At 60.6% G+C, this 21432-nt stretch carries 16 protein-coding genes; 7 read left to right on the forward strand and 9 right to left on the reverse strand.

Going from position 1 to position 21432, the window contains the following annotated elements; genetic code table 11:
• The first annotated feature begins 4 nt into the window (after positions 1 to 4).
• The 7 genes from tssM (at position 5) to H3H51_RS04475 (ending at position 11799) form a co-directional block, all read left to right on the forward strand.
• The gene (gene tssM / locus H3H51_RS04445) at positions 5 to 3526 is read left to right on the forward strand and encodes a type VI secretion system membrane subunit TssM (protein ID WP_183087796.1); all 3522 of its coding nucleotides are present in this window, start codon (positions 5 to 7) and stop codon (positions 3524 to 3526) included.
• Positions 3526 to 4257: a PP2C family protein-serine/threonine phosphatase gene (locus H3H51_RS04450; protein ID WP_183087797.1), complete on the forward strand. Its 732-nt coding sequence runs from the start codon at positions 3526 to 3528 to the stop codon at positions 4255 to 4257. The genes tssM and H3H51_RS04450 overlap by 1 nt, the downstream gene beginning before the upstream one ends.
• The gene (locus tag H3H51_RS04455; protein WP_183087798.1) at positions 4254 to 5207 is read left to right on the forward strand and encodes a serine/threonine-protein kinase; all 954 of its coding nucleotides are present in this window, start codon (positions 4254 to 4256) and stop codon (positions 5205 to 5207) included. Before H3H51_RS04450 ends, H3H51_RS04455 begins: the two co-directional genes overlap by 4 nt.
• Before the next feature lie 13 nt (positions 5208 to 5220).
• Positions 5221 to 7284, forward strand: a complete 2064-nt coding sequence (gene tssI / locus H3H51_RS04460; RefSeq protein WP_183087799.1) for a type VI secretion system Vgr family protein — start codon at positions 5221 to 5223, stop codon at positions 7282 to 7284.
• A 61-nt stretch (positions 7285 to 7345) separates the two neighbouring features.
• Positions 7346 to 10471 carry a hypothetical protein gene (locus H3H51_RS04465; RefSeq protein WP_183087800.1) on the forward strand — a complete coding sequence of 1042 codons (3126 nt, stop codon included), beginning with the start codon at positions 7346 to 7348 and terminating at the stop codon, positions 10469 to 10471.
• Complete coding sequence (locus tag H3H51_RS04470; protein WP_183087801.1) at positions 10468 to 11424, forward strand: hypothetical protein; 957 nt, start codon at positions 10468 to 10470, stop codon at positions 11422 to 11424. The genes H3H51_RS04465 and H3H51_RS04470 overlap by 4 nt, the downstream gene beginning before the upstream one ends.
• A gap of 168 nt (positions 11425 to 11592) precedes the next feature.
• Positions 11593 to 11799: a hypothetical protein gene (locus tag H3H51_RS04475; RefSeq protein WP_183087802.1), complete on the forward strand. Its 207-nt coding sequence runs from the start codon at positions 11593 to 11595 to the stop codon at positions 11797 to 11799.
• Between the two features lie 53 nt (positions 11800 to 11852).
• Here the strand turns inward: H3H51_RS04475 and glmS are convergent, their stop codons facing one another.
• The 9 genes from glmS to H3H51_RS04520 all read right to left on the reverse strand — a co-directional run bounded on the left by glmS (position 11853) and on the right by H3H51_RS04520 (position 21406).
• Complete coding sequence (gene glmS, locus H3H51_RS04480; protein ID WP_183087803.1) at positions 11853 to 13688, reverse strand: glutamine--fructose-6-phosphate transaminase (isomerizing); 1836 nt, start codon at positions 13686 to 13688, stop codon at positions 11853 to 11855.
• Between the two features lie 10 nt (positions 13689 to 13698).
• Positions 13699 to 14469: a DeoR/GlpR family DNA-binding transcription regulator gene (locus H3H51_RS04485; protein ID WP_183087804.1), complete on the reverse strand. Its 771-nt coding sequence runs from the start codon at positions 14467 to 14469 to the stop codon at positions 13699 to 13701.
• Positions 14470 to 14590: 121 nt separating this feature from the next.
• Positions 14591 to 15949, reverse strand: coding sequence for a bifunctional UDP-N-acetylglucosamine diphosphorylase/glucosamine-1-phosphate N-acetyltransferase GlmU (gene glmU / locus H3H51_RS04490; RefSeq protein ID WP_183087805.1), 1359 nt, complete (start codon positions 15947 to 15949; stop codon positions 14591 to 14593).
• Between the two features lie 89 nt (positions 15950 to 16038).
• Positions 16039 to 16458, reverse strand: coding sequence for a F0F1 ATP synthase subunit epsilon (locus tag H3H51_RS04495; protein WP_183087806.1), 420 nt, complete (start codon positions 16456 to 16458; stop codon positions 16039 to 16041).
• 42 nt (positions 16459 to 16500) lie between these two features.
• Positions 16501 to 17877 (reverse strand): F0F1 ATP synthase subunit beta, encoded by a 1377-nt coding sequence (gene atpD, locus H3H51_RS04500; RefSeq protein ID WP_183087807.1) that lies wholly within the window; start codon positions 17875 to 17877, stop codon positions 16501 to 16503.
• 32 nt (positions 17878 to 17909) lie between these two features.
• On the reverse strand, positions 17910 to 18770 hold the full coding sequence (atpG, locus tag H3H51_RS04505) for a F0F1 ATP synthase subunit gamma (protein ID WP_183087808.1): 861 nt from the start codon (positions 18768 to 18770) through the stop codon (positions 17910 to 17912).
• A 50-nt stretch (positions 18771 to 18820) separates the two neighbouring features.
• Positions 18821 to 20365, reverse strand: a complete 1545-nt coding sequence (atpA, locus tag H3H51_RS04510) for a F0F1 ATP synthase subunit alpha (RefSeq protein ID WP_183087809.1) — start codon at positions 20363 to 20365, stop codon at positions 18821 to 18823.
• Positions 20366 to 20386: 21 nt separating this feature from the next.
• Positions 20387 to 20923: a F0F1 ATP synthase subunit delta gene (locus H3H51_RS04515; protein WP_183087810.1), complete on the reverse strand. Its 537-nt coding sequence runs from the start codon at positions 20921 to 20923 to the stop codon at positions 20387 to 20389.
• A 12-nt stretch (positions 20924 to 20935) separates the two neighbouring features.
• Complete coding sequence (locus tag H3H51_RS04520) at positions 20936 to 21406, reverse strand: F0F1 ATP synthase subunit B (protein WP_043311981.1); 471 nt, start codon at positions 21404 to 21406, stop codon at positions 20936 to 20938.
• Between the last annotated feature and the right edge of the window lie 26 nt (positions 21407 to 21432).

The raw sequence follows: 21432 nt of genomic DNA on the forward strand, positions 1-21432 counted from the left end.
TGAGATGAAGGAATTTCTCCGTAAAACCGCCGCCTTCCTGCGCCAGACGTGGGTCTGGAGCCTGTGCCTGGTGCTGGTCCTGGCGCTGCTGGTGTGGTTCGTCGGGCCGCTGCTGGCAGTCGCCGACAACAAGTTCTGGGCCTCGGCCAGCAGCCGTCTGCTCAGCATCAGCGGGTTGTTCCTGGCCTGGGGCCTGTTCATCGTCTTCGTCAGCTGGCGCGCCAACGTGCGCAAGAAGCAGGACGCCGATGACGCCGATGCCCAGGAACGCCTGCGCCGCGAAGGCCTGATCAGCGAGGAGCAGGTCGAGTTGCGCAGCCGCTTCAAGCAGGCGCTGCATACCCTGAAAAGCGCCAGCCTGTACCGCGGGCGCAGCGGCAAATGGCGCAACGAACTGCCCTGGTACCTGCTGCTCGGCCCGCAGGGCAGCGGCAAGACCAGCCTGTTGGACTTCTCCGGCCTGGACTTCCCCTTGAGCAAGGGCGATGCCCAGCGCCTGACCAAGGATGTTGGCGGCACCCGCTACTGCAACTGGCATTTCGCCGACCACGCGGTGCTGCTCGACGCCAGCGGCCGCTACCTGACCCAGCCCGACGTGGCCGTCGACAGCCGCGCCTGGCACACCCTGCTCAACCTGCTGCGCAAACGCCGTTCGCGCCCGCTCAACGGCGTGCTGGTGAACATTCCCGTAGACAGCCTGCAGTACCACAGCGAGCTGGAGCTGGAGAACCTGGCCCGCCAGGTGCGCCAGCGCCTGCACGAGATCCACGTCGAGCTGCGTGTCGAGGTGCCGGTGTATTTGGTGCTGAGCAAGGCCGACAAGGTGCTCGGCTTCGATGAGTTCTTCGACCAGCTGAGCCGCGAGGAAAGCGATCAGGTGCTCGGCGCCAGCTTCCGCAAGGAACAGAACGCCACCGACGTCGCGGTGGTACGCCAGGAGTTCGAGGAACTGCTGCGCCGCCTCAACAGCCAGGTGATCCTGCGCATGCACCAGGAGCGCGACACCCAGCGCCGCGGGCGCATCCTCGACTTCCCACACCAGCTCGGCCAGCTCGGCGAGCGCCTGTGCCTGTTCGTCGAACTGGCCTTCAGCGGCAACCGCTACCAGCGCAGCAGCCAGCTGCGCGGTTTTTACCTGACCAGCGCACCGCAGCTGCATGATCCCCTCGACCCCAGCACCACCGGCATCGGGCGCAACCTCGGCCTGGCCGGCAGCAGCCTGCCAACCTACCGCAGCGGCCGCGCGCGGTTTATCCACCAGCTGCTCAGCCGGGTGATCTTCCCCGAGGCGGATCTGGCCGGCCTGGACGACAAGGAAGTACGCCGCATCGACTGGCGCCAGCGCGCCCTGTATGCCGGTGCAGCCGCCTGCCTGGTGCTGTGCGGCCTGCTCTGGGGCAACAGCTATTCGGCCAACCACGGTCGCCTGGAACAACTGCGCGAACTGGCCCAGCAACTGACCCGCCAGGGCGAAACCCTCAAGCCGGCAGACGACGTCCAACAGGCGCTGGCGCTGCTCGATAGCAGCTACGCGGCGACCCAGGTGTTCCCCGCCAGCAGCGACGCGGCCCTGCTCGAACGCGGCGGCCTGTACCAGGGCCCGAAGGTCGATCCACAGTTGCAACAGGCCTATCGGCGTCAGCTGGAAGCCGAGCTGCTGCCGCGCGTTGCGCGCCAGCTGGAAGGACAGATCCGCGCCAACCGTGACGACCGCGAACTGCTGCTGGGCAGCCTGCGTGCCTACCTGATGCTCAACCTGGAGGAGCGCCGCGAGCCGGCCTTCCTGCAGGAATGGCTGGCCGCCGACTGGTCGCTGCGCTACGCCGGTGACAACGCCACGCAAAGCGGCCTGGGTCAGCACTTCCAGCGCCTGCTGGCCGGGCCGTTCAGTGCCTACCCGGTGAATGAGCGGCTGGTGGCCGAGGCGCGGCAGATCCTGCGCAGCGAGTCGCTGGCCAACGTGGTTTACCGCATGTTGCGCGACCAGGCCCGTAGCCTGCCCGAATACAGCCTGGCTCAGCAGCTGGGCAACCAGGCCACGCTGTTCCTCGGCAGCGACTACGCGATTCCCGGGCTGTATACGCAGAAGGGTTACCAGCAGTACTTCGTGGCCCAGGGCGTCAGCCTGGTGCGCGACATCCTGCGCGACAACTGGGTACTCGGCGAAGGCAGCAGCCTCAGCGACAACGACCTCAGCCGCCTGCTGGTGGAGCTGGAGCAGCTGTACTTCCGCGACTACGCCAACTACTGGGGCGAAGCCATCGCCCAGCTCGGCCTGGAACCGATCGGCAACAGCGCCCAGGGCATTCTCCAGTTGAGCGCGCTGACCGCCGCCAATTCGCCGCTGCTGCAGATCCTCGTGGAAGTGCGCGAAAACACCCGCTTCGACTTGCCGGCAGCCGCCGACCAGGTCGACGAGCTGGCCGCCCAGGCCAAGCTGGGCAAGAAGGCCAAACTGGCCGCCGCTGCGGCCGAACAGGGCCTCGGCGCCATCGCCAAGAGCCTGCCGGATACCGCGCGCAAAGCCCTGCAACGGCGCTTCGAACCCCTGCACCGGCTGCTCGACAGCAACAGCGGCGCCGGCCCGGAACTGGCCGCCACCCTGCAGGCACTCGACGCCCTGCGCCTGCAACTGAGCAGCCAGGCCCACGCCAGCTCCCCGGAACAAGCCGCCTTCGAAATGGCCCAGTCACGCATGAGCGGCCAGCCGGATGCCATCAACCAGGTCCGCAGCAATGCCGCACGCCTGCCGCAACCGGTGGGCAACTGGCTGAGCCTGATCGCCGACGACAGCTGGCAGCTGGTCCTCGCCGACGCCTATGGCTACCTGAACAAGCGCTACCGCAACGAGCTGTATGCCTTCTACAAGGCCTCTCTGCTCAAGCGCTATCCGTTCAGCGCCAAAAGCGACAGCGACGTGGCGATTGCCGACTTCCGCGAGTTCTTCAAGGCCGATGGCGTCGCCGATGCCTTCGTCGATCGCTACCTCAAGGCCTTTGTCAGCGACAGCGATGGCGAGTACCAGCTGCGGCGTTTGGATGGCCAGGGGTTGCCGCTGTCATCGGTCTTCCTCAAGCAGATCAACCAGACCCAGAGCATTCGCCGCAGCTTCTTCGCCGAAAACCCGGCCGAGCCCCTGGTGCTGTTCAAGCTGGAACCCTTCGCCCTCGACTACAGCCTCAACCGCGCCGACTTCCAGTTCGGCGGCCAGCAGCTGGAGTACCGTCACGGGCCGATCATCGCCACCGCCTTCCGCTGGCCGGCCGAAGCAGACGGCGATCGCAGCAGCCTGGTGCTCGAGGAACAAGGCGGACGGCGCGTCGGTATCGAGAAAAACAGCGGGCCCTGGTCGCTGTTCCGCCTGCTCGACCAGATGCAGGTGGAGCACCACAGCGGCCGCGACGTGCTGCTGCTCAAGGCCAACCTGCAGGGCCTGCAGGCCAAGTACCTGCTGCACAGCCAACGCTCGCCGAACCCCTTCGACGTCGCCCAGCTGCGCGACTTCAAGCTGCCGGCCACGCTCTGATGCAGATCAGCAACCTGCTCTGGCACAGCGCCGCGCGCACCGACACCGGCAAGGTGCGCGCGCGCAATGAAGATGCCTTTCTCGATCAACCAGAGCGCGGCCTGTGGGTGGTCGCCGACGGCATGGGCGGCCACCAGAACGGCGACCTGGCCAGCCGCCTGATCGTCGAGAGCCTCGCCGAGCTGAGCGAAGACTGCGACTTCAACCAACGCCTGGAGCAGTTGAGGCAGTGTCTGCACCGCCTCAACCGGCACCTCAGCCTGGGGCTCACGGTGACCAGCGAGAACCCCGAAATGCTGGTCGGCAGCACCGTCGTTGCCCTGCTCGCCGAAGGCAGTCGAGTGGCCTGCGTATGGGCCGGCGACAGCCGTTGCTACCTGCTGCGCGGACGCCAGTTGTACCAGCTGACACGCGACCATTCGCTGCTGCAGCAATTGATCGACGAGCGTGGCATGAGCGCCGAAGAGGCTGCCCGCCAACCGGCGGCCCACGCCCTGACCCGCGCCATCGGCGCGGCCGAGGAACTGCAGCTGGACATCCTCGAACTGGAGAGCCTGCCCGGCGATGTATTCCTGCTGTGCAGCGACGGCCTCTACCAGGAACTCAGCCACGACCAGCTCAGCGCAGCGCTGATCCGCCCCAGTGCCGGCCTGGCCTTGCAGCGCCTGTTCGAGCTGGTCCTGGACGGCCCCGCGCGGGACAACCTGAGTGCCGTGGTGATCAACCGATGAACCCTGTGCTCAGCCCAGACCTGACCCTGATGGCCGGCAGCGCGCCAGCCCGGGCCCCGCGCCCATTGCCCAAGGACTTGCCGGACGTGCTGTGCGGGCGCTACCGCATCGAGCGCCTGCTCGGTGTCGGCGGCATGGGCGCGGTGTATCGCGCCCGCGACCTGCTGCGTGAGCAGTTCGGTGATCCGCAGCCCTACGTGGCGCTGAAAACCCTCAGCGAAGACTTCGCCAGCTACCCGGATGCCAGCGCCCTGCTCTACAGCGAATTCGCCCTCACCGCGCGGCTCAGCCAGCGCAACCTGGTGCGCCTGTACAGCTTCGAAATCGACCCGGCCAGCCAGCGCGCCTTCATCACCATGGAGCTGCTCAAGGGCTGCACCCTCGACAGCCTACTGCTGCAATACCCCAGCGGCCTGCCCTGGGCCGAGGCGCATACGGTCAGCCTGAACCTGCTCGAAGCACTGCAGCATGCACACAGCCACGGCGTGCTGCATGGCGACCTGAAACCGAGCAACCTGATGCTCGGCGATAGCGAACTGCGCCTGTTCGACTTCGGCCTGGGCCAGGCCCTGGACGGCTTCCTCACCGGCCTGCCACGCCTGTCACGCCAGCGCTTCGCCGCCTGGACGCCGCGCTACGCCGCCCCCGAGCTGCTCGATGGCGCATCCCTCAGCGCTGCCGCCGATGTCTATTCGGTGGCCTGCGTGATCTACGAACTGTGCAGCGGCCAGCACCCGTTTCGGCGCCAGAGCGCCAAGCAGGCCAAAGCCATGGAGCTGCCTCTGAACGCCCCGGCGGATCTGCCTCGCCCGCTGTGGCCGGCACTGCGCGCCGCACTGGCCTTCGATCCGACGCAGCGCAGCAGCCTGCCGTCGTTGTTGCAGGCCTTCCGTGCCGCCCGCCAGCCGACTTCCCGACTGCCCCGCTGGCTGCGCCGGCCCGCTACCTGACAAGGACGTCATCATGTTCAACCCTGCCAACCAGACCCACTTCAGCCTGACGCTCGACGGCCAGCCACACAGCCTTCAGGTGCTCGAATTCCAGGGCCGTGAGGCGCTCAATCAGCCCTATCGCTTCGAGGTGGAGCTGGTCAGCGAACGCCCGGATCTCGACCTGCAGGCCTGCCTCGGACAACCAGCCTTTCTCGCCTTCAGCCCGGATGGGCGCGGCATTCACGGCCTGGTACTGGAGGCGGCGCAAGGCGAATCTGGCAAGCGCCTGACCCGCTATCACCTGTGCCTGCAGCCGAAACTGGCGTGGCTGGCGCAGCGCAGCAACCAGCGCATCTTCCAGCACCTGACCGTGCCACAGATCATCGCCACGCTCCTGGAAGAGCACGGCATCCTCGGCAATGGCTACCGCTTCCAGCTCGGCCCGACTGTCTATCCGCCGCGCGAGTACTGCGTGCAATACGACGAGAGCGACCTGCACTTCGTCCAGCGCCTGTGCGAAGAGGAAGGCATCCACTACCACTTCGAGCACTCAGCCAGCGGCCATCTGCTGGTGTTCGGCGATGACCAGACCAGCTTCCCGCGCCTGGGCCAGCCCACCGCCTATGTGCCGGACAGCGGCCTGGTCGCCGATGAACCGGTGATCAAGCGCCTCAACCTGCGCCTGGCCACCCGCACCAGTCGAGTCAGCCGCCGCGACTACGACTTCGAGCAGCCACGCCTGCTCCTCGAAGCGGCCGTCGACAGCAAATTCCAGCCCGACCTGGAAGACTACGACTACCCCGGCCGCTTCACCGAGCGCAGCCGGGGCAAGCATCTGGCGCAACGCAACCTGGAACGCCACCGCGCCGACTACCAATTGGCCGAGGGCCGCAGCGACCAGCCCAAACTACTCAGCGGCCACCTGCTGGAAATCTCCGATCACCCACAGCACGAGTGGAACGACCTGTGGCTGCTGCACGAGGTGATCCACGAAGGCAAACAACCGCAGGTGCTGGAGGAGTCGATCACCAGCTTCCACATTGGCAGAGAAGCCGGGGGTGAGGATGCCTCAGACAGCTCGGACAACTTCCACCAGGGCTACCGCAACCGCTTCAGCGCCAGCCCCTGGGCCAACCTCTACCGCCCCGCCCTGCGCCACCCGAAACCCCAGGTGCTGGGCAGCCAGAGCGCCGTGGTCACCGGGCCCAAGGGCGAGGAGATCCACTGCGACCCGTACGGCCGGATCAAGGTGCAGTTCCACTGGGACCGCCACGGCCAGGGCGACGACAAGAGCAGTTGCTGGCTGCGCGTCGCCTCCAGCTGGGCCGGCGACCGCTACGGCGGCATCGCCATCCCACGGGTCGGCATGGAAGTGCTGGTCACCTTCCTCGAAGGCGATCCGGACCAGCCGCTGGTCACCGGCTGCCTATACCACAAGGAACACGTCGTCCCCTACGACCTGCCGGCCAACAAGACCCGCAGCGTATTCAAGACCCTCAGCTCACCCGGCGGTGGCGGCTACAACGAGCTGCGCATCGAGGACAGAAAAGGCGCCGAACAGATCTATATCCACGCCCAGAAAGACTGGGACGAGAACATCGAAAACGACCAGAAGATCCGCATCGGCCACGAACGCCACGACACGGTGGAGGCCAACAGCTACAGCGAGCTGAAAGCCGAGGAACATCACACCACCCATCTTGATCGCAAGGTGGAGGTGAAAGTCGACGACCACCTGACCGTGGCCAACAACCAGCACGTGAAAATCGGCACCGCCCAACTGACCCAGGCCGGTCGTGAGATCCATCTCAAGGCCGGGCAGAAGATGGTCATCGAAGCCGGCCTGGAGATCACCCTCAAAGCCGGCGGCAGCTTCATCAAGCTCGACCCGGGTGGCGTCACGCTGGTCGGGCCGATGGTCAAGATCAATGCCGGGGGATCGCCGGGTGTTGGTTCGGGCATTGGAATCAAACCGCCGGTACTACCGGGGGCGGCGGATGCGGATAAGGCGGGGAATCTGCTGGATGAAAGCCTGGCGAACAGCCTGAGCAGCCTTAAGCAAAAGCCCAAGCGAATGCTCAACTTCTCCAGCTAATCAGGATCAGGCGTGTGGCCAAGCGGCACGTCACCAAGGAACGGAACCGAGTCAAATCACTATGGCAGAGCACACACCTATCAACTGGGCATTCCCCTTCAAGCTCAAGGGAGCCGACGGAGCGGCCAGCAAAGACATTACCAACCCCGAGATTTACTACGCCGCTCTCGCTCAGTCCAAGGACGGGTTTTACCCAATGGGGGCAAACGGTAACTGGCACGGCGGCGTGCATTTCGATGAGGCTACAGGGGCCGTGCTCGACCAGTCTGAGGTGCGCTGCATTGCCGATGGCGAAGTGATCGCCTATCGCATCGACGAGCACTATCCGACCACCACATACGGAGAGGGTACGGCGGCAGTACCTCGGCCCTTTTCGACCGGATTTGTACTGGTCAAGCACCGCCTGGAATTACCACCAAAACCCGTTGAAACAAGCGCAGACAGCACAACCACTGCCCCCGCGACGGCACCGGCGCTAACGTTTTACAGCCTGTATATGCACCTGCTGGATTGGACGAGCTATCAAGCCCAACCAACCTTGCCACGCCCCGGCTTCTGGGGTGCCGGGCTCTGCAAAGTCAAACCAGACGCTTCCGACAAGGTACGTGGCTTGAACGTGCGGGAACATCACAAGGTGGATAGCTCGGACCTGCACTACGAAGCGAACAATGCCAAGTACGAGAACAAACTCGCAACCTTGCCACGCGGTACCCGGATAGAAACAGGAGAGGCGGCTGCTAGCCCCAATCACAACTGGCGTAGGTTGATCAGGGCTACTCCCGCAGTGGAAGGTCTAGCAGAGAACACCGGTTGGATTTATGTCCTAGAGGCTAAGGAGCTGGCAGAAAACCAGTACCTAGTTAGCGAAGATAAATCCAAGGACATTCCCGCACTAGAGCAGATTGGCCTGCATGTCCGCGAGAGCGCCAATGCCAGCAGTAATGTCCTCGCCGTTTTACCTCGCGGCACCGAGATCCGGGTAAGCGGGGAAGGCAATTACGTGAAGCTGGAGGCCATCGTCAGCGGAAACGCCATTCCTCCACTGACCGTAGGTGCCGATGGCAAGCTTCCGGGCTACGTCTGGCTGGAGTCCTTGGAAGCACAGTGCTCACCCAATGACTTGGCCAAAAACAATGTCTATCCCCTGACCACAGTTCAACGAATCAAGGCCGGCGAGCTGATCGGTCATATAGGCCAATACCAGAATTTCGACGACGACCGCCCCAGACCGGTACTGCATTTAGAAGTATTCAGCTGCGATGACGTGCCAACCTTTATCAACCAGAGCAAAGCATGGGCGGAAAGCTTGCCCGCCGAACAGAAAACCCTGATCAAGATTCACAAAGATTCAGTGATCAGACAGCCCACCACAGCGGATACCCAGATTGCCGCCGATTGTGACGTGCGAACCGTTACCGACTCTCCCACCGAAGGCTGCTGGGCCAAGGTGCAGCCCTACGTCGTACTGAAGGTCAACAAGAACGACTTAGGCACCTATAACAGCAAGCAGTACCCCTTAGATGCCAGCCAAAAAAGCACCATCGCCAGCGCACGCGGCATAGATGTAAGCGAAATACCGAATCAGGTCGACTTCCTGATGGAAACCTATCTAGCCGATGGCACAGACCCGCAGCCCTATGCCAGCGGAAACATTCCCACCACACGCCCAATGCGCAAGATCGGAGTGAAGCTGAACACCCCGGTATGGGTTAAACGCAGTTCGCTCAATGCCCAAGGCCAGCGCGCCAGTACCAGCGGTGCACTCGAAGCATGGAAAAGCTTTCCACTGAGCCAAGCAACAGATGGCCCAGCTTGCGGCTTCGAACGCATTCTCAGCAAAGCCTCCTGGAACGACCTCAGCAGCGACCACAAGGCAATCGACGCAAACACCGAGAAAACCCGTTGGTGGTACGTGACCGTCGCGAACGCAGCCGGACAGGAAATCTCCGGCTGGGTACCTGAAGCCGACCTCATCGTTACCCAGCACTCTCCTTGGGAATGGCCCGGCTTCAGCCTGATAGAGGACACCACCCCAATCGTCAGCCAGTTGGCAGGAACCCTCAGTGCCGTAGGCGCCCTCTCAACAGAAGAAACTCACACCTACGCCGCAAAAATCGACGAAGCCGAACGCGGCCCTATATTTCAACGTTTATTTGAAATCATCGACCAGCCCAATGACGCAGGTGTGCGTGACAAAGAACTCACAGCGCTTGAAATAAAAAGCGCTCTCGGCAAACCCTGGCTCGCCCAACAACTCTCCTTGCTTATCACTCACTACGAGAGCGAGTGGTTTTGGAAGGATTCCAAGTGGAATGAGCTTGATCCATTAATGGCACTCACTCCTGGACAACCAAATCCAGACTGGGAGAACGAGAAGCAGCGGATCGCGAAATTAAGCTGGTGGGCAGCGCTGGCAGATAAGCACGGGATTAATACAGATGGGAAGGTCTGGCATTTTCAAACGGTGGGGTTGGTCGCAAACTGTATTAAATATAAGTGCAGCTGGCTAAATATAGAAACATTTGTGGAAGAGTACAAAAAAGAACACCAACAAATATTCGGTTGGTTTGAAGCAGGCTCCCATGTTTCGCTACAAAATCCATTGAATCAAGAGTCAGAAGAAAATCTTAAAAATCTTTTGAAAATGATCATGAAGTTATGGAGAGAATATTTCGATGAGTGTAATGACGTTTATTTGGCTTATATGCTGGCCACCATACGAGTCGAGTCCTATGATTGGAATAGAGTAGTATTTTTTGGCCCTATCTGCGAAAAAATTTCTTATGCCCAAGCAGAAATTGACTATGGTTCAGGCCCAACTGGGCGTCGGGCCGCAATGGCGACCGCAAACCATAACACCGGAATAGGAGATGGATTTAAATATAGAGGTCGCGGGTTGGTTCAAATCACTTGGAAAATAAACTACGAAAAGTTCTCTACAGCGCTAGGAATAGATTTTACGGGTGACCCTGAATTAGCCTTGAATCTAGAGAGCACGACCAGAATTATGTTGAGTGGTATGCGGGATGGTATTTTTTCGCACGGCAACACATTGGCAGCACATCTATCTCCAGGCAATAAAAATTACTTTACAGCACGTAAAATTATTAACGGTTCTGATAGAGCAAACGTTTTTAAATTTTATGCGGAAAAATTTGAGACTCTTATTTTGAGGACAAAGAATTGAAATTTCTTGCTTCTGCTTTCATGATCTGTGCATCGGCGCTTGTCTCTGCCGAGCCCTTATTCCCACAACATAAATCATGTATGGCAGGAAAGGATAAAGCCAATGATTGTGCAATTATACTAGACGAGAATGGCTTTTTAGTTAACGTCTCTACAGGCGCTAAGATTTCTGCAACTCCTGAGCCCATGGGTACAATTAGCTCAAACTGGCTGTATCGATATGGTGATAAGTATATATTGGAGAATCAGAATTTTTCTTCTTCTAAAACCCGTCAGTGGGTGACGTTTGGATATGATAAAGAAAAAATATTTGTCGATAGGATTTATAGTTTCTCGCTAGAAATATCTATGCAGTCAGGACCTACTTGGTATGGGTATGAGTGCCGAGGCAATTTTATACATGTAGTTGACCATGCAGGCTCATCCCTTAGTGAATTGGCCACGGCTTCTATCTGTGGTGAGGCCGTTGGAGAGAATGTTAAAGTAAAAAAAGAAGCTACGCCGGCCACCGCGGGAGGAGCTCTGGCAGTAACTATTCCCGTATATACCGCAAAAAAAATAAGCGGCGCGGCCACTTATTTATTTATGGAGAACAATGAGCCAGATATTTTTCGGATGGCTTGCTACTCAAATTGCGCATTGCAACCCAAATATAATTCAGTCTTGTATGTCGGAAGAATTGCAAAGTCTGCGTGGTTTATTAGCGACCTTCAAGAGAAGGCTTGCCAAACTAGCGGCTGGTATAAATACAAAAATTCGTCAGAAAAAATTGCATTTGACGGCTGTATTGAAGGTGGCGTTATGAGGTTGACCGAATATCTATCAGGTACAAAAAAAGAGAGAGCTCAGTTTTTCGGACAAGCAGACGGCGATGGCTACAAAGGCGAATGGGTGTCTAAGTCTGGTGATAATAAGAAATTTAATTTTTTTATGTTTCCGTTGACTGCATATTAGGGAAAGGGACAGATTTATTTTTCGGCATCGGCAAGCTATGAGGAAAATACCTTCCTGCTGACCGGTTGCGGAACCGCTTGTTCAGCGACTTATGCCTACAAGCTCGGTGGCTCACTGGGCGGGCCATTTCCGATGGTGGAGGTCGTCGACAGTGAGCGAGAAGTGGTGATGAGTCTGGGCGACAAATCTGTACGCTTCTATCGCATGTTCGACCCCAGCGGCAAACCGCTGCACGAGGTCACTCCCGAGTTCGGCGGCTACAGCCTGCTGGAAAGCATCGCCGACACGGGGATCGAAGATCATGTGTTTCGCATGACCTACCAGGGACAGACGGACCTTGAGATGCTGGAATACGAGGCACCTCCGCTACCGTAGCGCCAAGAAAAAAGCGGGCCAATGGCCCGCTTTTTTATTTTCACTCTCGCAAATTATTCCACCGTCACTGACTTCGCCAAGTTACGCGGCTGATCCACGTCGGTGCCCTTGAACACCGCCACGTAGTACGACAGCAGCTGCAGCGGCAGGGTGTAGAGGATCGGCGCCAGGGCGTCGTGGATGTGCGGCATGTTCACCACGTGGGTGCCCGCGCCGTTGCTCATGCCGGCTTGTTGGTCGGCGAAGACGATCAGTTGGCCGCCACGGGCGGCGACTTCCTGCAGGTTGGATTTGAGCTTTTCCAGCAGCTCGTTGTTCGGCGCCACGGTGACCACTGGCATGTCGCTGTCGACCAGAGCCAGCGGGCCGTGCTTGAGCTCGCCGGCCGGATAGGCCTCGGCGTGGATGTAGGAGATTTCCTTGAGCTTGAGCGCGCCTTCCATGGCCACCGGGTATTGCGCGCCGCGGCCGAGGAACAAGGTGTGGTGTTTCTCGGCGAACAGTTCGGCGATCTTCTCCACGGTCTTGTCCATGGCCAGGGCTTCGCCGAGGCGAGTGGGCAGGCGGCGCAGTTCTTCCACCAGTTCGGGGGCCACGCCGGCTTCGAGGGTACCGCGTACCTGGCCGAGGGAAAGGGTCAGCAGCATAAGGCCGACCAGTTGGGTGGTGAAAGCCTTGGTCGAGGCCACGCCGATTTCCGGGCCGGCCTGGGTCAGCAGGGTCAGGTCAGATTCGCGCACCAGGGAACTGATGCCGACGTTGCAGATGGCCAGGCTGGCCAGATAGCCCAGCTCCTTGGCGTTGCGCAGGGCGGCCAGGGTGTCGGCGGTTTCGCCGGACTGGGAGATGCTGACGAACAGGGTGTCCGGCTGCACCACCACTTTGCGGTAGCGGAACTCGCTGGCCACTTCGACCTGGCAGGGGATGCCGGCCAGGCCTTCGAGCCAGTAACGGGCGACCATACCGGCGTGGTAGCTGGTGCCGCAGGCAACGATCTGTACGTTGCGTACCTTAGCGAACAGTTCCTCGGCTTGCGGACCGAAGGCCTGGACCAGCACGTGGTCAGTACCCAGGCGGCCTTCCAGGGTGCGTTGCACGACCTTGGGCTGCTCGTGGATTTCCTTGAGCATGAAGTGGCGATATGCGCCCTTGTCGGCAGCCTCGGCGCCTTCGTGATATTGCACCTGCTCGCGCTGCACCGACTGGCCGCTGGCGTCCCAGATCTGCACGCTGTCGCGGCGGATTTCGGCGATATCGCCCTCTTCTAGGTACATGAAGCGGTCAGTGACCTGGCGCAGGGCCAACTGGTCGGAAGCGAGGAAGTTCTCGCCCAGGCCGAGGCCGATCACCAGCGGGCTGCCGCTACGGGCGGCGAGAATGCGATCCGGTTGCTTGGCGCTGATCACGGCCAGGCCGTAAGCGCCGTGCAGCTCGGGAATGGCGGCTTTGAGTGCGGCGGCCAGGTCACCGAGCTGCTGCAGCTTGTGCTGCAGCAGGTGGACGATGGTTTCGGTGTCGGTGTCGGAGCTGAACACGTAACCCAGGCCTTGTAGGCGGCTGCGCAGTTCTTCGTGGTTCTCGATGATGCCGTTGTGCACCACGGCCAGCTCTTCCCCGGAGAAGTGCGGGTGGGCATTGCGCTCGCTCGGTGCACCGTGGGTGGCCCAGCGGGTGTGGGCGATGCCCAGGTGGCCGTTGAGCGGCTCACCGGCCAGGGCCTGGGCCAGCTCGGCGACCTTGCCGACCCGGCGGCAGCGCTGCAACTGGCCGCTCTGGGTGAAGACCGCAACGCCGGCGCTGTCGTAACCGCGGTACTCCAGGCGCTTGAGGCCTTCGACCAGGATCGGGGTGATGCTGCGTTCGGCGACGGCGCCAACAATGCCACACATGGCTGTTCTCCTAAGGTTGCACGGCGGCGAGGATCAGGGTGATGCCCCGCGCCTTTATCTGTTCGGCCGCCTGGGCATCCAGGCGGTCGTCGGTGATCAGGGTATGGACGCTGCTCCAGGGCAGCTCCAGGTTGGGAATCTTGCGGCCGACCTTGTCGCTCTCGACCATGACGATGACTTCGCGCGCCACCTCGGCCATGACCCGTGAGAGGCCGAGCAGTTCGTTGAAGGTGGTGGTGCCGCGCTGCAGGTCGATGCCATCGGCGCCGATGAACAGCTGGTCGAAATCGTAGGAGCGCAGCACCTGCTCCGCAACCTGGCCCTGGAAGGATTCCGAGTGCGGGTCCCAGGTGCCGCCGGTCATCAGCAGCACCGGTTCATGCTCGATATCGCGCAGGGCGTTGGCCACGTTCAGCGAGTTGGTCATCACCACCAGGCCTGGCTTGTAGCCGAGCTGCGGGATCATCGCCGCCGTGGTGGTGCCGCTGTCGATGATCACCCGGGCATGTTCGCGGATGCGTTCAACCCCGGCGCGGGCGATGGCCTGCTTGTGGCTCGAGATCGGCTGCGCCGGCTCGCCGATCAGCTCCTGCGGCATGGGCACCGCGCCGCCGTAGCGGCGCAGCAGCAGGCCGTTTTTCTCCAGGGCGGCGAGGTCCTTGCGAATGGTTACTTCGGAGGTGGCGAAGGCGCTGGCCAACTGATCGACACTGACCTCGCCCTGCTCGGTGAGCATGGCCAGGATGGTGTGGCGACGTTGCGGTGTGTTGCGCTTGGACATTCGTAAGTTTCGATTCGAAAGATAAGTGCGTGAATCAAAACCTAACGAAAGATTTTGGTCAAGTCCGAAACAGAAAAAAGGCGGCCTGGGCCGCCTTCTGCGCTGTGGATAACTACCCGACTTACTTCTTGGTCGGGCGCTTCCAGCCTTCGATATTGCGTTGCTTGGCGCGGCCGACAGCCAATGCCTTGGCCGGCACGTCTTGGGTCACGGTGGAGCCTGCACCGGTGGTGGCGCCATCACCGAGGGTCAACGGTGCCACCAGGGAGCTGTTGGAGCCGATGAACACGTCTTCGCCCATCACGGTGCGGAACTTGTTGGCGCCGTCGTAGTTGCAAGTGATGGTGCCCGCGCCGATGTTAGTGCGCGCACCGATCTCGGCATCGCCCAGGTAGCTCAGGTGGCCAGCCTTGGCGCCCTCGCCCAGTACCGCGTTCTTCAGTTCGACGAAGTTGCCGACGTGGGCCTTGGCGCCTAGCTTGGCCCCCGGGCGCAGGCGGGCGAATGGGCCGCAATCGGCGCCCTCGCCCAGCTCGGCGCCTTCCAGGTGGCTGTTGGCTTTGACGATGGCGCCACGACGCAGGGTGCTGTTCTTGATCACGCAGTTGGGGCCGATCTGCACACCGTCCTCGATCACCACCTGGCCTTCGAGGATCACGTTGACGTCGATCAGCACGTCGCGGCCGGCCGTGACTTCGCCACGCAGGTCGAAGCGCGCCGGGTCGAGCAGGGTCACACCCTGGGCCATCAGGCCACGCGCCGCAAGCTGCTGGTAGTGACGCTCAAGCTGGGCGAGTTGGATGCGGTCATTGGCGCCGAGCACTTCCATTTCATCCAGCGCCGTTTCAGTGGCGACCACCAGGCCGTCGGCCACGGCCATCGCGATCACGTCGGTGAGGTAGTACTCGCCCTGGGCATTGCTGTTGGACAGACGGCCCAGCCAGTCGCTCAGGCGTTTTCCTGGCACAGCGAGGATGCCGGTATTGCCCTCGCGGATCGTGCGCTGTGCCTCGCTGGCATCCTTCTGTTCGACGATGGCCTGGACCACCCCGGCCTCGTTGCGAATGATGCGGCCGTAGCCGGTCGGGTCGGCCAGATTGACCGTGAGCAAGCCCAGCTGCGCCTCGGTGGCCTGCTGCAGCAGACGGGTCAGGGTTTCCACCCGGGTCAACGGTACATCCCCATAGAGGATCAGCACCTTGTCCGCACTGAGAAACGGCAGTGCCTGGGCCACGGCATGGCCGGTACCCAGCTGCTCGGCCTGCAGCACGAAGTTGATATCGTCAGCCGCCAGGCGCTCACGCACCAGTTCGGCGCCATGGCCAATCACCACGTGGATCCGCAGTGGCGCCAGGGCGCGGGCGGTATCGATGACGTGACCGAGCATGGATTTGCCGGCAATCGGGTGCAGCACCTTGGGCAGCGCCGAACGCATGCGGGTGCCTTGGCCAGCGGCGAGAATGACGATTTCGAGAGACATGGAGTGGATTACCCAAGAAATGACGGAAAAGAAAAAGGGTAGCCAAGGCTACCCTTTTACTCACTGACGCTGAAGCTAGAGGACGAGCCTCAGAACTTCTTACGCATCTGTTGCACGGTACGCAGCTGGGCTGCGACCTCTGCCAGGTGAGCGGCAGCGGAACCGTAGTCGAACTCGGCGCCTTGCTCGTGCAGCGCTTTCTCAGCAGCCTTGAGGGCTTCCTGAGCAGCTGCTTCGTCGATGTCGTCAGCACGAGTTACGGTGTCGGCCAGGACCTTCACCATGTTCGGCTGCACTTCGAGGAAACCGCCGGAGATGTAGAACACCTCAGCTTCGCCACCCTGCTTGATCAAGCGGATCGGACCCGGCTTGAGATCGGTGATCAGCGGCGCGTGGCCCGGAGCGATACCAAGATCACCCAGGTTACCGTGCGCAATCACCATCTCAACCAGACCGGAGAATATCTCCGCTTCTGCGCTGACGATGTCGCAATGGACTGTCATAGCCATATCTAGCCTCACATGAGCGCCCGTTGCCGGGCGCACAGGGGATTACAGTTTCTTGGCTTTCTCGATTGCTTCTTCGATGCTGCCAACCATGTAGAACGCCTGCTCCGGCAGGTGATCGTAGTCACCTTTCAGAATGCCGCTGAAACCAGCGATGGTGTCCTTCAGGGAAACGTACTTGCCTGGCGAACCGGTGAAGACTTCGGCCACGAAGAACGGCTGGGACAGGAAGCGCTGAATCTTACGAGCACGGGATACCAGCTGCTTGTCGGATTCGGACAGTTCGTCCATGCCGAGGATCGCGATGATGTCCTTCAGTTCCTTGTAACGCTGCAGAACGTACTGCACGCCACGCGCGGTCTCGTAGTGGTCCACACCAACAACCAGCGGATCGAGCTGGCGGGAGGTGGAGTCCAGAGGATCCACGGCCGGGTAGATACCCAGGGAAGCGATGTCACGCGACAGTACGACGGTGGCGTCCAAGTGGGCGAAGGTAGTCGCCGGGCTCGGGTCAGTCAGGTCGTCCGCAGGTACGTATACGGCTTGTACCGAGGTGATCGAACCGTTCTTGGTGGAGGTGATGCGCTCTTGCAGAACGCCCATTTCCTCGGCCAGGGTCGGCTGGTAACCCACTGCGGAAGGCATACGGCCCAGCAGTGCGGATACTTCGGTACCGGCCAGGGTGTAGCGGTAGATGTTGTCGACGAACAGCAGAACGTCACGACCTTCGTCGCGGAACTTCTCGGCCATGGTCAGGCCGGTCAGCGCAACGCGCAGACGGTTGCCTGGCGGCTCGTTCATCTGACCGTAAACCAGGGCTACCTTGTCGAGAACATTGGAGTCCTTCATCTCGTGGTAGAAGTCGTTACCCTCACGAGTACGCTCACCCACACCAGCGAACACGGAATAACCGCTGTGTTCCATGGCGATGTTACGGATTAGTTCCATCATGTTCACGGTCTTGCCGACGCCGGCACCACCGAACAGACCGACTTTACCGCCCTTGGCGAACGGGCAGACCAGGTCGATAACCTTGATGCCGGTTTCCAGCAGGTCGTTACCGCCGGCTTGCTCGGCGTACGACGGCGCAGGGCGGTGGATTTCCCACTGCTCTTCTTCGCCAATCGGGCCAGCTTCGTCGATCGGGTTGCCCAGCACGTCCATGATCCGGCCCAGGGTCGCTTTACCGACCGGTACGGAGATGGCTTTGTGGGTACGGGTGACATCCAGGCCGCGTTTCAGGCCTTCGGTCGAACCCATGGCAATGGAACGAACCACGCCGTCGCCCAGCTGCTGCTGAACTTCGAGGGTGGTTTCGGCGCCGGTTACTTTCAGCGCCTCGTAGACTGCCGGCACCTGATCACGCGGGAATTCCACGTCGATGACGGCGCCGATGATTTGAACGATACGTCCGCTACTCATCATTTGGTTCCTCTGAATATTTGAACCGTTCTTTAAACCGCGGCAGCGCCGCCGACGATTTCCGAAATTTCCTGGGTGATCGCTGCCTGACGCGCCTTGTTGTAAATCAGCTGCAGGTCTTTGATCAGATCGCCAGCGTTGTCGGTGGCGTTCTTCATCGCGATCATCCGGGCCGCTTGTTCAGCTGCGTTGTTCTCAACCACTGCCTGGTACACCTGCGATTCCACGTAGCGCACCATCAGGCCGTCGAGCAGCTGTTTGGCGTCGGGTTCGTACAGGTAATCCCAGTGGTGCTTGAGACCAGCATCCGGAGTCGCCACCAGGGGAACAAGCTGCTCCACTGTCGGCTTTTGCGTCATGGTATTGATGAACTTGTTCGAGACCACGGACAGACGATCAATGCGACCATCGAGGTAAGCATCGAGCATCACCTTGACCGAACCGATCAGATCGTTGATCGACGGTTCCTCGCCCAGGTGGCTGATCGCAGCAACAACATTGCCACCAAAGTTGCGGAAGAACGCCGCACCCTTGCTGCCAATCACGCAGAGATCAACCTCTACGCCTTGCTCGCGATTGCTCGCCATGTCCTTGACCAAAGCCTTGAACAGGTTGGTATTCAGACCACCACACAGACCACGGTCCGAACTCACCACGACATAACCAGCGCGCTTTACTTCGCGCTCGTTCATGAACGGATGACGGTATTCCGGGTTGGCGTTGGCCAGATGACCAATCACCTGGCGGATACTCTCCGCGTAGGGACGGCTAGCAGCCATGCGCATTTGTGCTCTGCGCATCTTGCTGACCGCCACCTTTTCCATGGCGCTGGTGATCTTCTGCGTGCTTTTGATGCTCGCAATCTTGCTGCGAATCTCTTTTGCGCCTGCCATGTAACACCTATCAGGTTAGCAAGCGGGGACCTTGCGATCCCCGCTGCGGCTTACCAGGTTTGGGTGGCCTTGAACTTCTCGATACCGGCTTTCAGCTGGCCATCGATGTCGTCATTGAAGTCGCCCTTCTCGTTGATCTTCGCCATCAGTGCGGCGTTCTCACGGTTGAAGTAGGCGATCAGGGCCTGCTCGAAGCTGATGATCTTGGCGACTTCGATGTCTACCAAGAAGCCACGCTCAGCGGCGTACAGCGACAGAGCCATCTCGGCGATGGACATCGGCGCGTATTGCTTCTGCTTCATCAGCTCGGTTACACGCTGACCATGGTCAAGTTGCTTGCGAGTGGCTTCGTCCAGGTCAGAAGCGAACTGGGCGAAAGCCGCCAGTTCACGGTACTGAGCCAGAGCGGTACGGATACCACCAGAGAGCTTCTTGATGATCTTGGTCTGAGCAGCACCACCCACGCGGGATACCGAGATACCGGCGTTGACAGCCGGACGCAGACCCGAGTTGAACATGGCCGATTCCAGGAAGATCTGACCGTCGGTGATCGAAATCACGTTGGTCGGAACGAACGCGGAAACGTCGCCAGCCTGGGTTTCGATGATCGGCAGAGCGGTCAGGGAACCGGTTTTGCCAGTCACAGCGCCATTGGTGAACTTCTCGACGTACTCTTCGGAAACGCGGGAAGCGCGCTCCAGCAGACGGCTGTGGAGATAGAACACGTCGCCCGGGTAAGCTTCGCGGCCCGGCGGACGGCGCAGCAGCAGGGAGATCTGGCGGTAGGCCACGGCCTGCTTGGACAGGTCGTCGTACACGATCAGGGCGTCTTCACCGCGGTCGCGGAAGTATTCGCCCATGGTGCAACCGGCGTACGGTGCGATGAACTGCAGGGCAGCCGATTCGGAAGCGGACGCAGCCACCACGATGGTGTTGGCCAGGGCGCCGTTTTCTTCCAGCTTGCGTACGATGTTGGCGATGGTCGATTGCTTCTGACCGATAGCCACGTAGACGCAACGGATGCCGCTGTCTTTCTGGTTGATGATGGCGTCGATGGCCAGAGCGGTCTTACCGATCTGACGGTCACCGATGATCAGCTCGCGCTGGCCACGGCCTACCGGGATCATGGCATCGACCGACTTGTAGCCGGTCTGTACCGGCTGGTCGACCGACTTACGCCAGATCACGCCCGGCGCAACCTTCTCAACAGCGTCGCTGACGACGTTGTTCAGCGGGCCTTTGCCGTCGATCGGGTTACCCAGTGCGTCGACGACGCGACCCAGCAGTTCCGGACCAACCGGAACTTCCAGGATGCGGCCGGTGCACTTGGCGCTCATGCCTTCGGCCAGCGACTGGTAGGCACCCAGAACCACGGCACCGACGGAGTCGCGCTCAAGGTTCATCGCCATCCCGTAGACGCCGCCCGGGAACTCGATCATTTCACCGTACATAACGTCGGCGAGACCGTAGATGCGCACGATACCGTCAGACACGCTGACGATTGTGCCTTCGTTACGGGCTTGGGAAGAGACGTCGAGATTCTCGATACGTCCCTTGATGATTTCACTAATTTCGGAAGGATTGAGTTGCTGCATTGCTCTGCTGCCCCTTCAAACTCAAGATTTCAACGCTTCGGCCAGCTTCGCGATTTTGCCGCGAACCGAGCCATCGATAACCAGGTCGCCCGCACGGATAACCACACCACCGATAAGGGTGGCGTCTTCCGTTGCGTGCAGACGCACTTCTCGACTGAGCCGTGCGCTGAGAACCTTGGCGAGTTTGTCTTGCTGTTCTGTGCTCAATGCGAAGGCACTGGTCACTTCCACGTCCACCAATTTTTCTTGCTCGGCCTTGTACAGGTCGAACTCGGCGGCGATTTCCGGCAACAGGTCGAGACGACCGTTTTCGGCTACCACGGAAATGAAGTTGCGTGCCTGGGCATCGAACTTGTCACCACACACGTCAATAAACGTGGTGGCCTTTTCTGTACTCGTCAGACGCGGGGCCTTGAGCACGCGTTGCAGGGTGTCGTCTTGCGACACCGCTGCAGCCAGGCCGAGCATGGCTGACCAGGAGGCCAGTTGCTGATGGGCCTGGGCGTGCTCGAAAGCAGCCTTGGCGTAAGGTCGGGCCAGCGTGGTCAGTTCTGCCATGATCGCCCTCGCTTAGATTTCGGCTGCCAGTTTGTTAACCAGCTCCGCATGCGCGTTTTGATCGATGGTTGCACCCAGGATCTTCTCGGCACCGCCGACAGCCAGAGCACCCACTTGGGCACGCAAGGCGTCTTTGACGCTGTTCAGTTCCTGTTCGATCTCGGCCTGAGCCTGAGCCTTCACACGGTCAGCTTCGACACGGGCCTGATCACGGGCTTCGTCGACGATCTGAGTACCGCGTTTCTTGGCCTGCTCGATGATTTCAGCAGCCTGGGTTTTGGCTTCGCGCAGTTGCTGAGCCACTTTCTCGTGGGCCAGCTCCAGATCACGAGCCGCACGGTTGGCGGCGTCCAAACCATCAGCGATCTTCTTCTGGCGCTCGCGCAAAGCCGTGATGACCGGAGGCCATACGAACTTCATGCAGAACAGCACGAAAATGAAGAACGCAACGGCCTGGCCAATCAGGGTTGCATTAATGTTCACGCCAATACCTCGCTCTCGTTGTCAGT

The organism is Aquipseudomonas ullengensis (assembly GCF_014174475.1).
Lineage (GTDB): Bacteria > Pseudomonadota > Gammaproteobacteria > Pseudomonadales > Pseudomonadaceae > Aquipseudomonas > Aquipseudomonas ullengensis.

Bases quoted from the DNA above. Each gene is read 5' to 3' on its own strand.
- tssM (WP_183087796.1), top strand. From the start codon at position 5: ATGAAGGAATTTCTCCGTAAAACCGCCGCCTTCCTGCGCCAGACGTGG.
- H3H51_RS04450 (WP_183087797.1), top strand. From the start codon at position 3,526: ATGCAGATCAGCAACCTGCTCTGGCACAGCGCCGCGCGCACCGACACC.
- H3H51_RS04455 (WP_183087798.1), top strand. From the start codon at position 4,254: ATGAACCCTGTGCTCAGCCCAGACCTGACCCTGATGGCCGGCAGCGCG.
- tssI (WP_183087799.1), top strand. From the start codon at position 5,221: ATGTTCAACCCTGCCAACCAGACCCACTTCAGCCTGACGCTCGACGGC.
- H3H51_RS04465 (WP_183087800.1), top strand. From the start codon at position 7,346: ATGGCAGAGCACACACCTATCAACTGGGCATTCCCCTTCAAGCTCAAG.
- H3H51_RS04475 (WP_183087802.1), top strand. From the start codon at position 11,593: ATGAGTCTGGGCGACAAATCTGTACGCTTCTATCGCATGTTCGACCCC.
- glmS (WP_183087803.1), bottom strand. From the start codon at position 13,688: ATGTGTGGCATTGTTGGCGCCGTCGCCGAACGCAGCATCACCCCGATC.
- H3H51_RS04485 (WP_183087804.1), bottom strand. From the start codon at position 14,469: ATGTCCAAGCGCAACACACCGCAACGTCGCCACACCATCCTGGCCATG.
- glmU (WP_183087805.1), bottom strand. From the start codon at position 15,949: ATGTCTCTCGAAATCGTCATTCTCGCCGCTGGCCAAGGCACCCGCATG.
- H3H51_RS04495 (WP_183087806.1), bottom strand. From the start codon at position 16,458: ATGGCTATGACAGTCCATTGCGACATCGTCAGCGCAGAAGCGGAGATA.
- atpD (WP_183087807.1), bottom strand. From the start codon at position 17,877: ATGAGTAGCGGACGTATCGTTCAAATCATCGGCGCCGTCATCGACGTG.
- atpG (WP_183087808.1), bottom strand. From the start codon at position 18,770: ATGGCAGGCGCAAAAGAGATTCGCAGCAAGATTGCGAGCATCAAAAGC.
- atpA (WP_183087809.1), bottom strand. From the start codon at position 20,365: ATGCAGCAACTCAATCCTTCCGAAATTAGTGAAATCATCAAGGGACGT.
- H3H51_RS04515 (WP_183087810.1), bottom strand. From the start codon at position 20,923: ATGGCAGAACTGACCACGCTGGCCCGACCTTACGCCAAGGCTGCTTTC.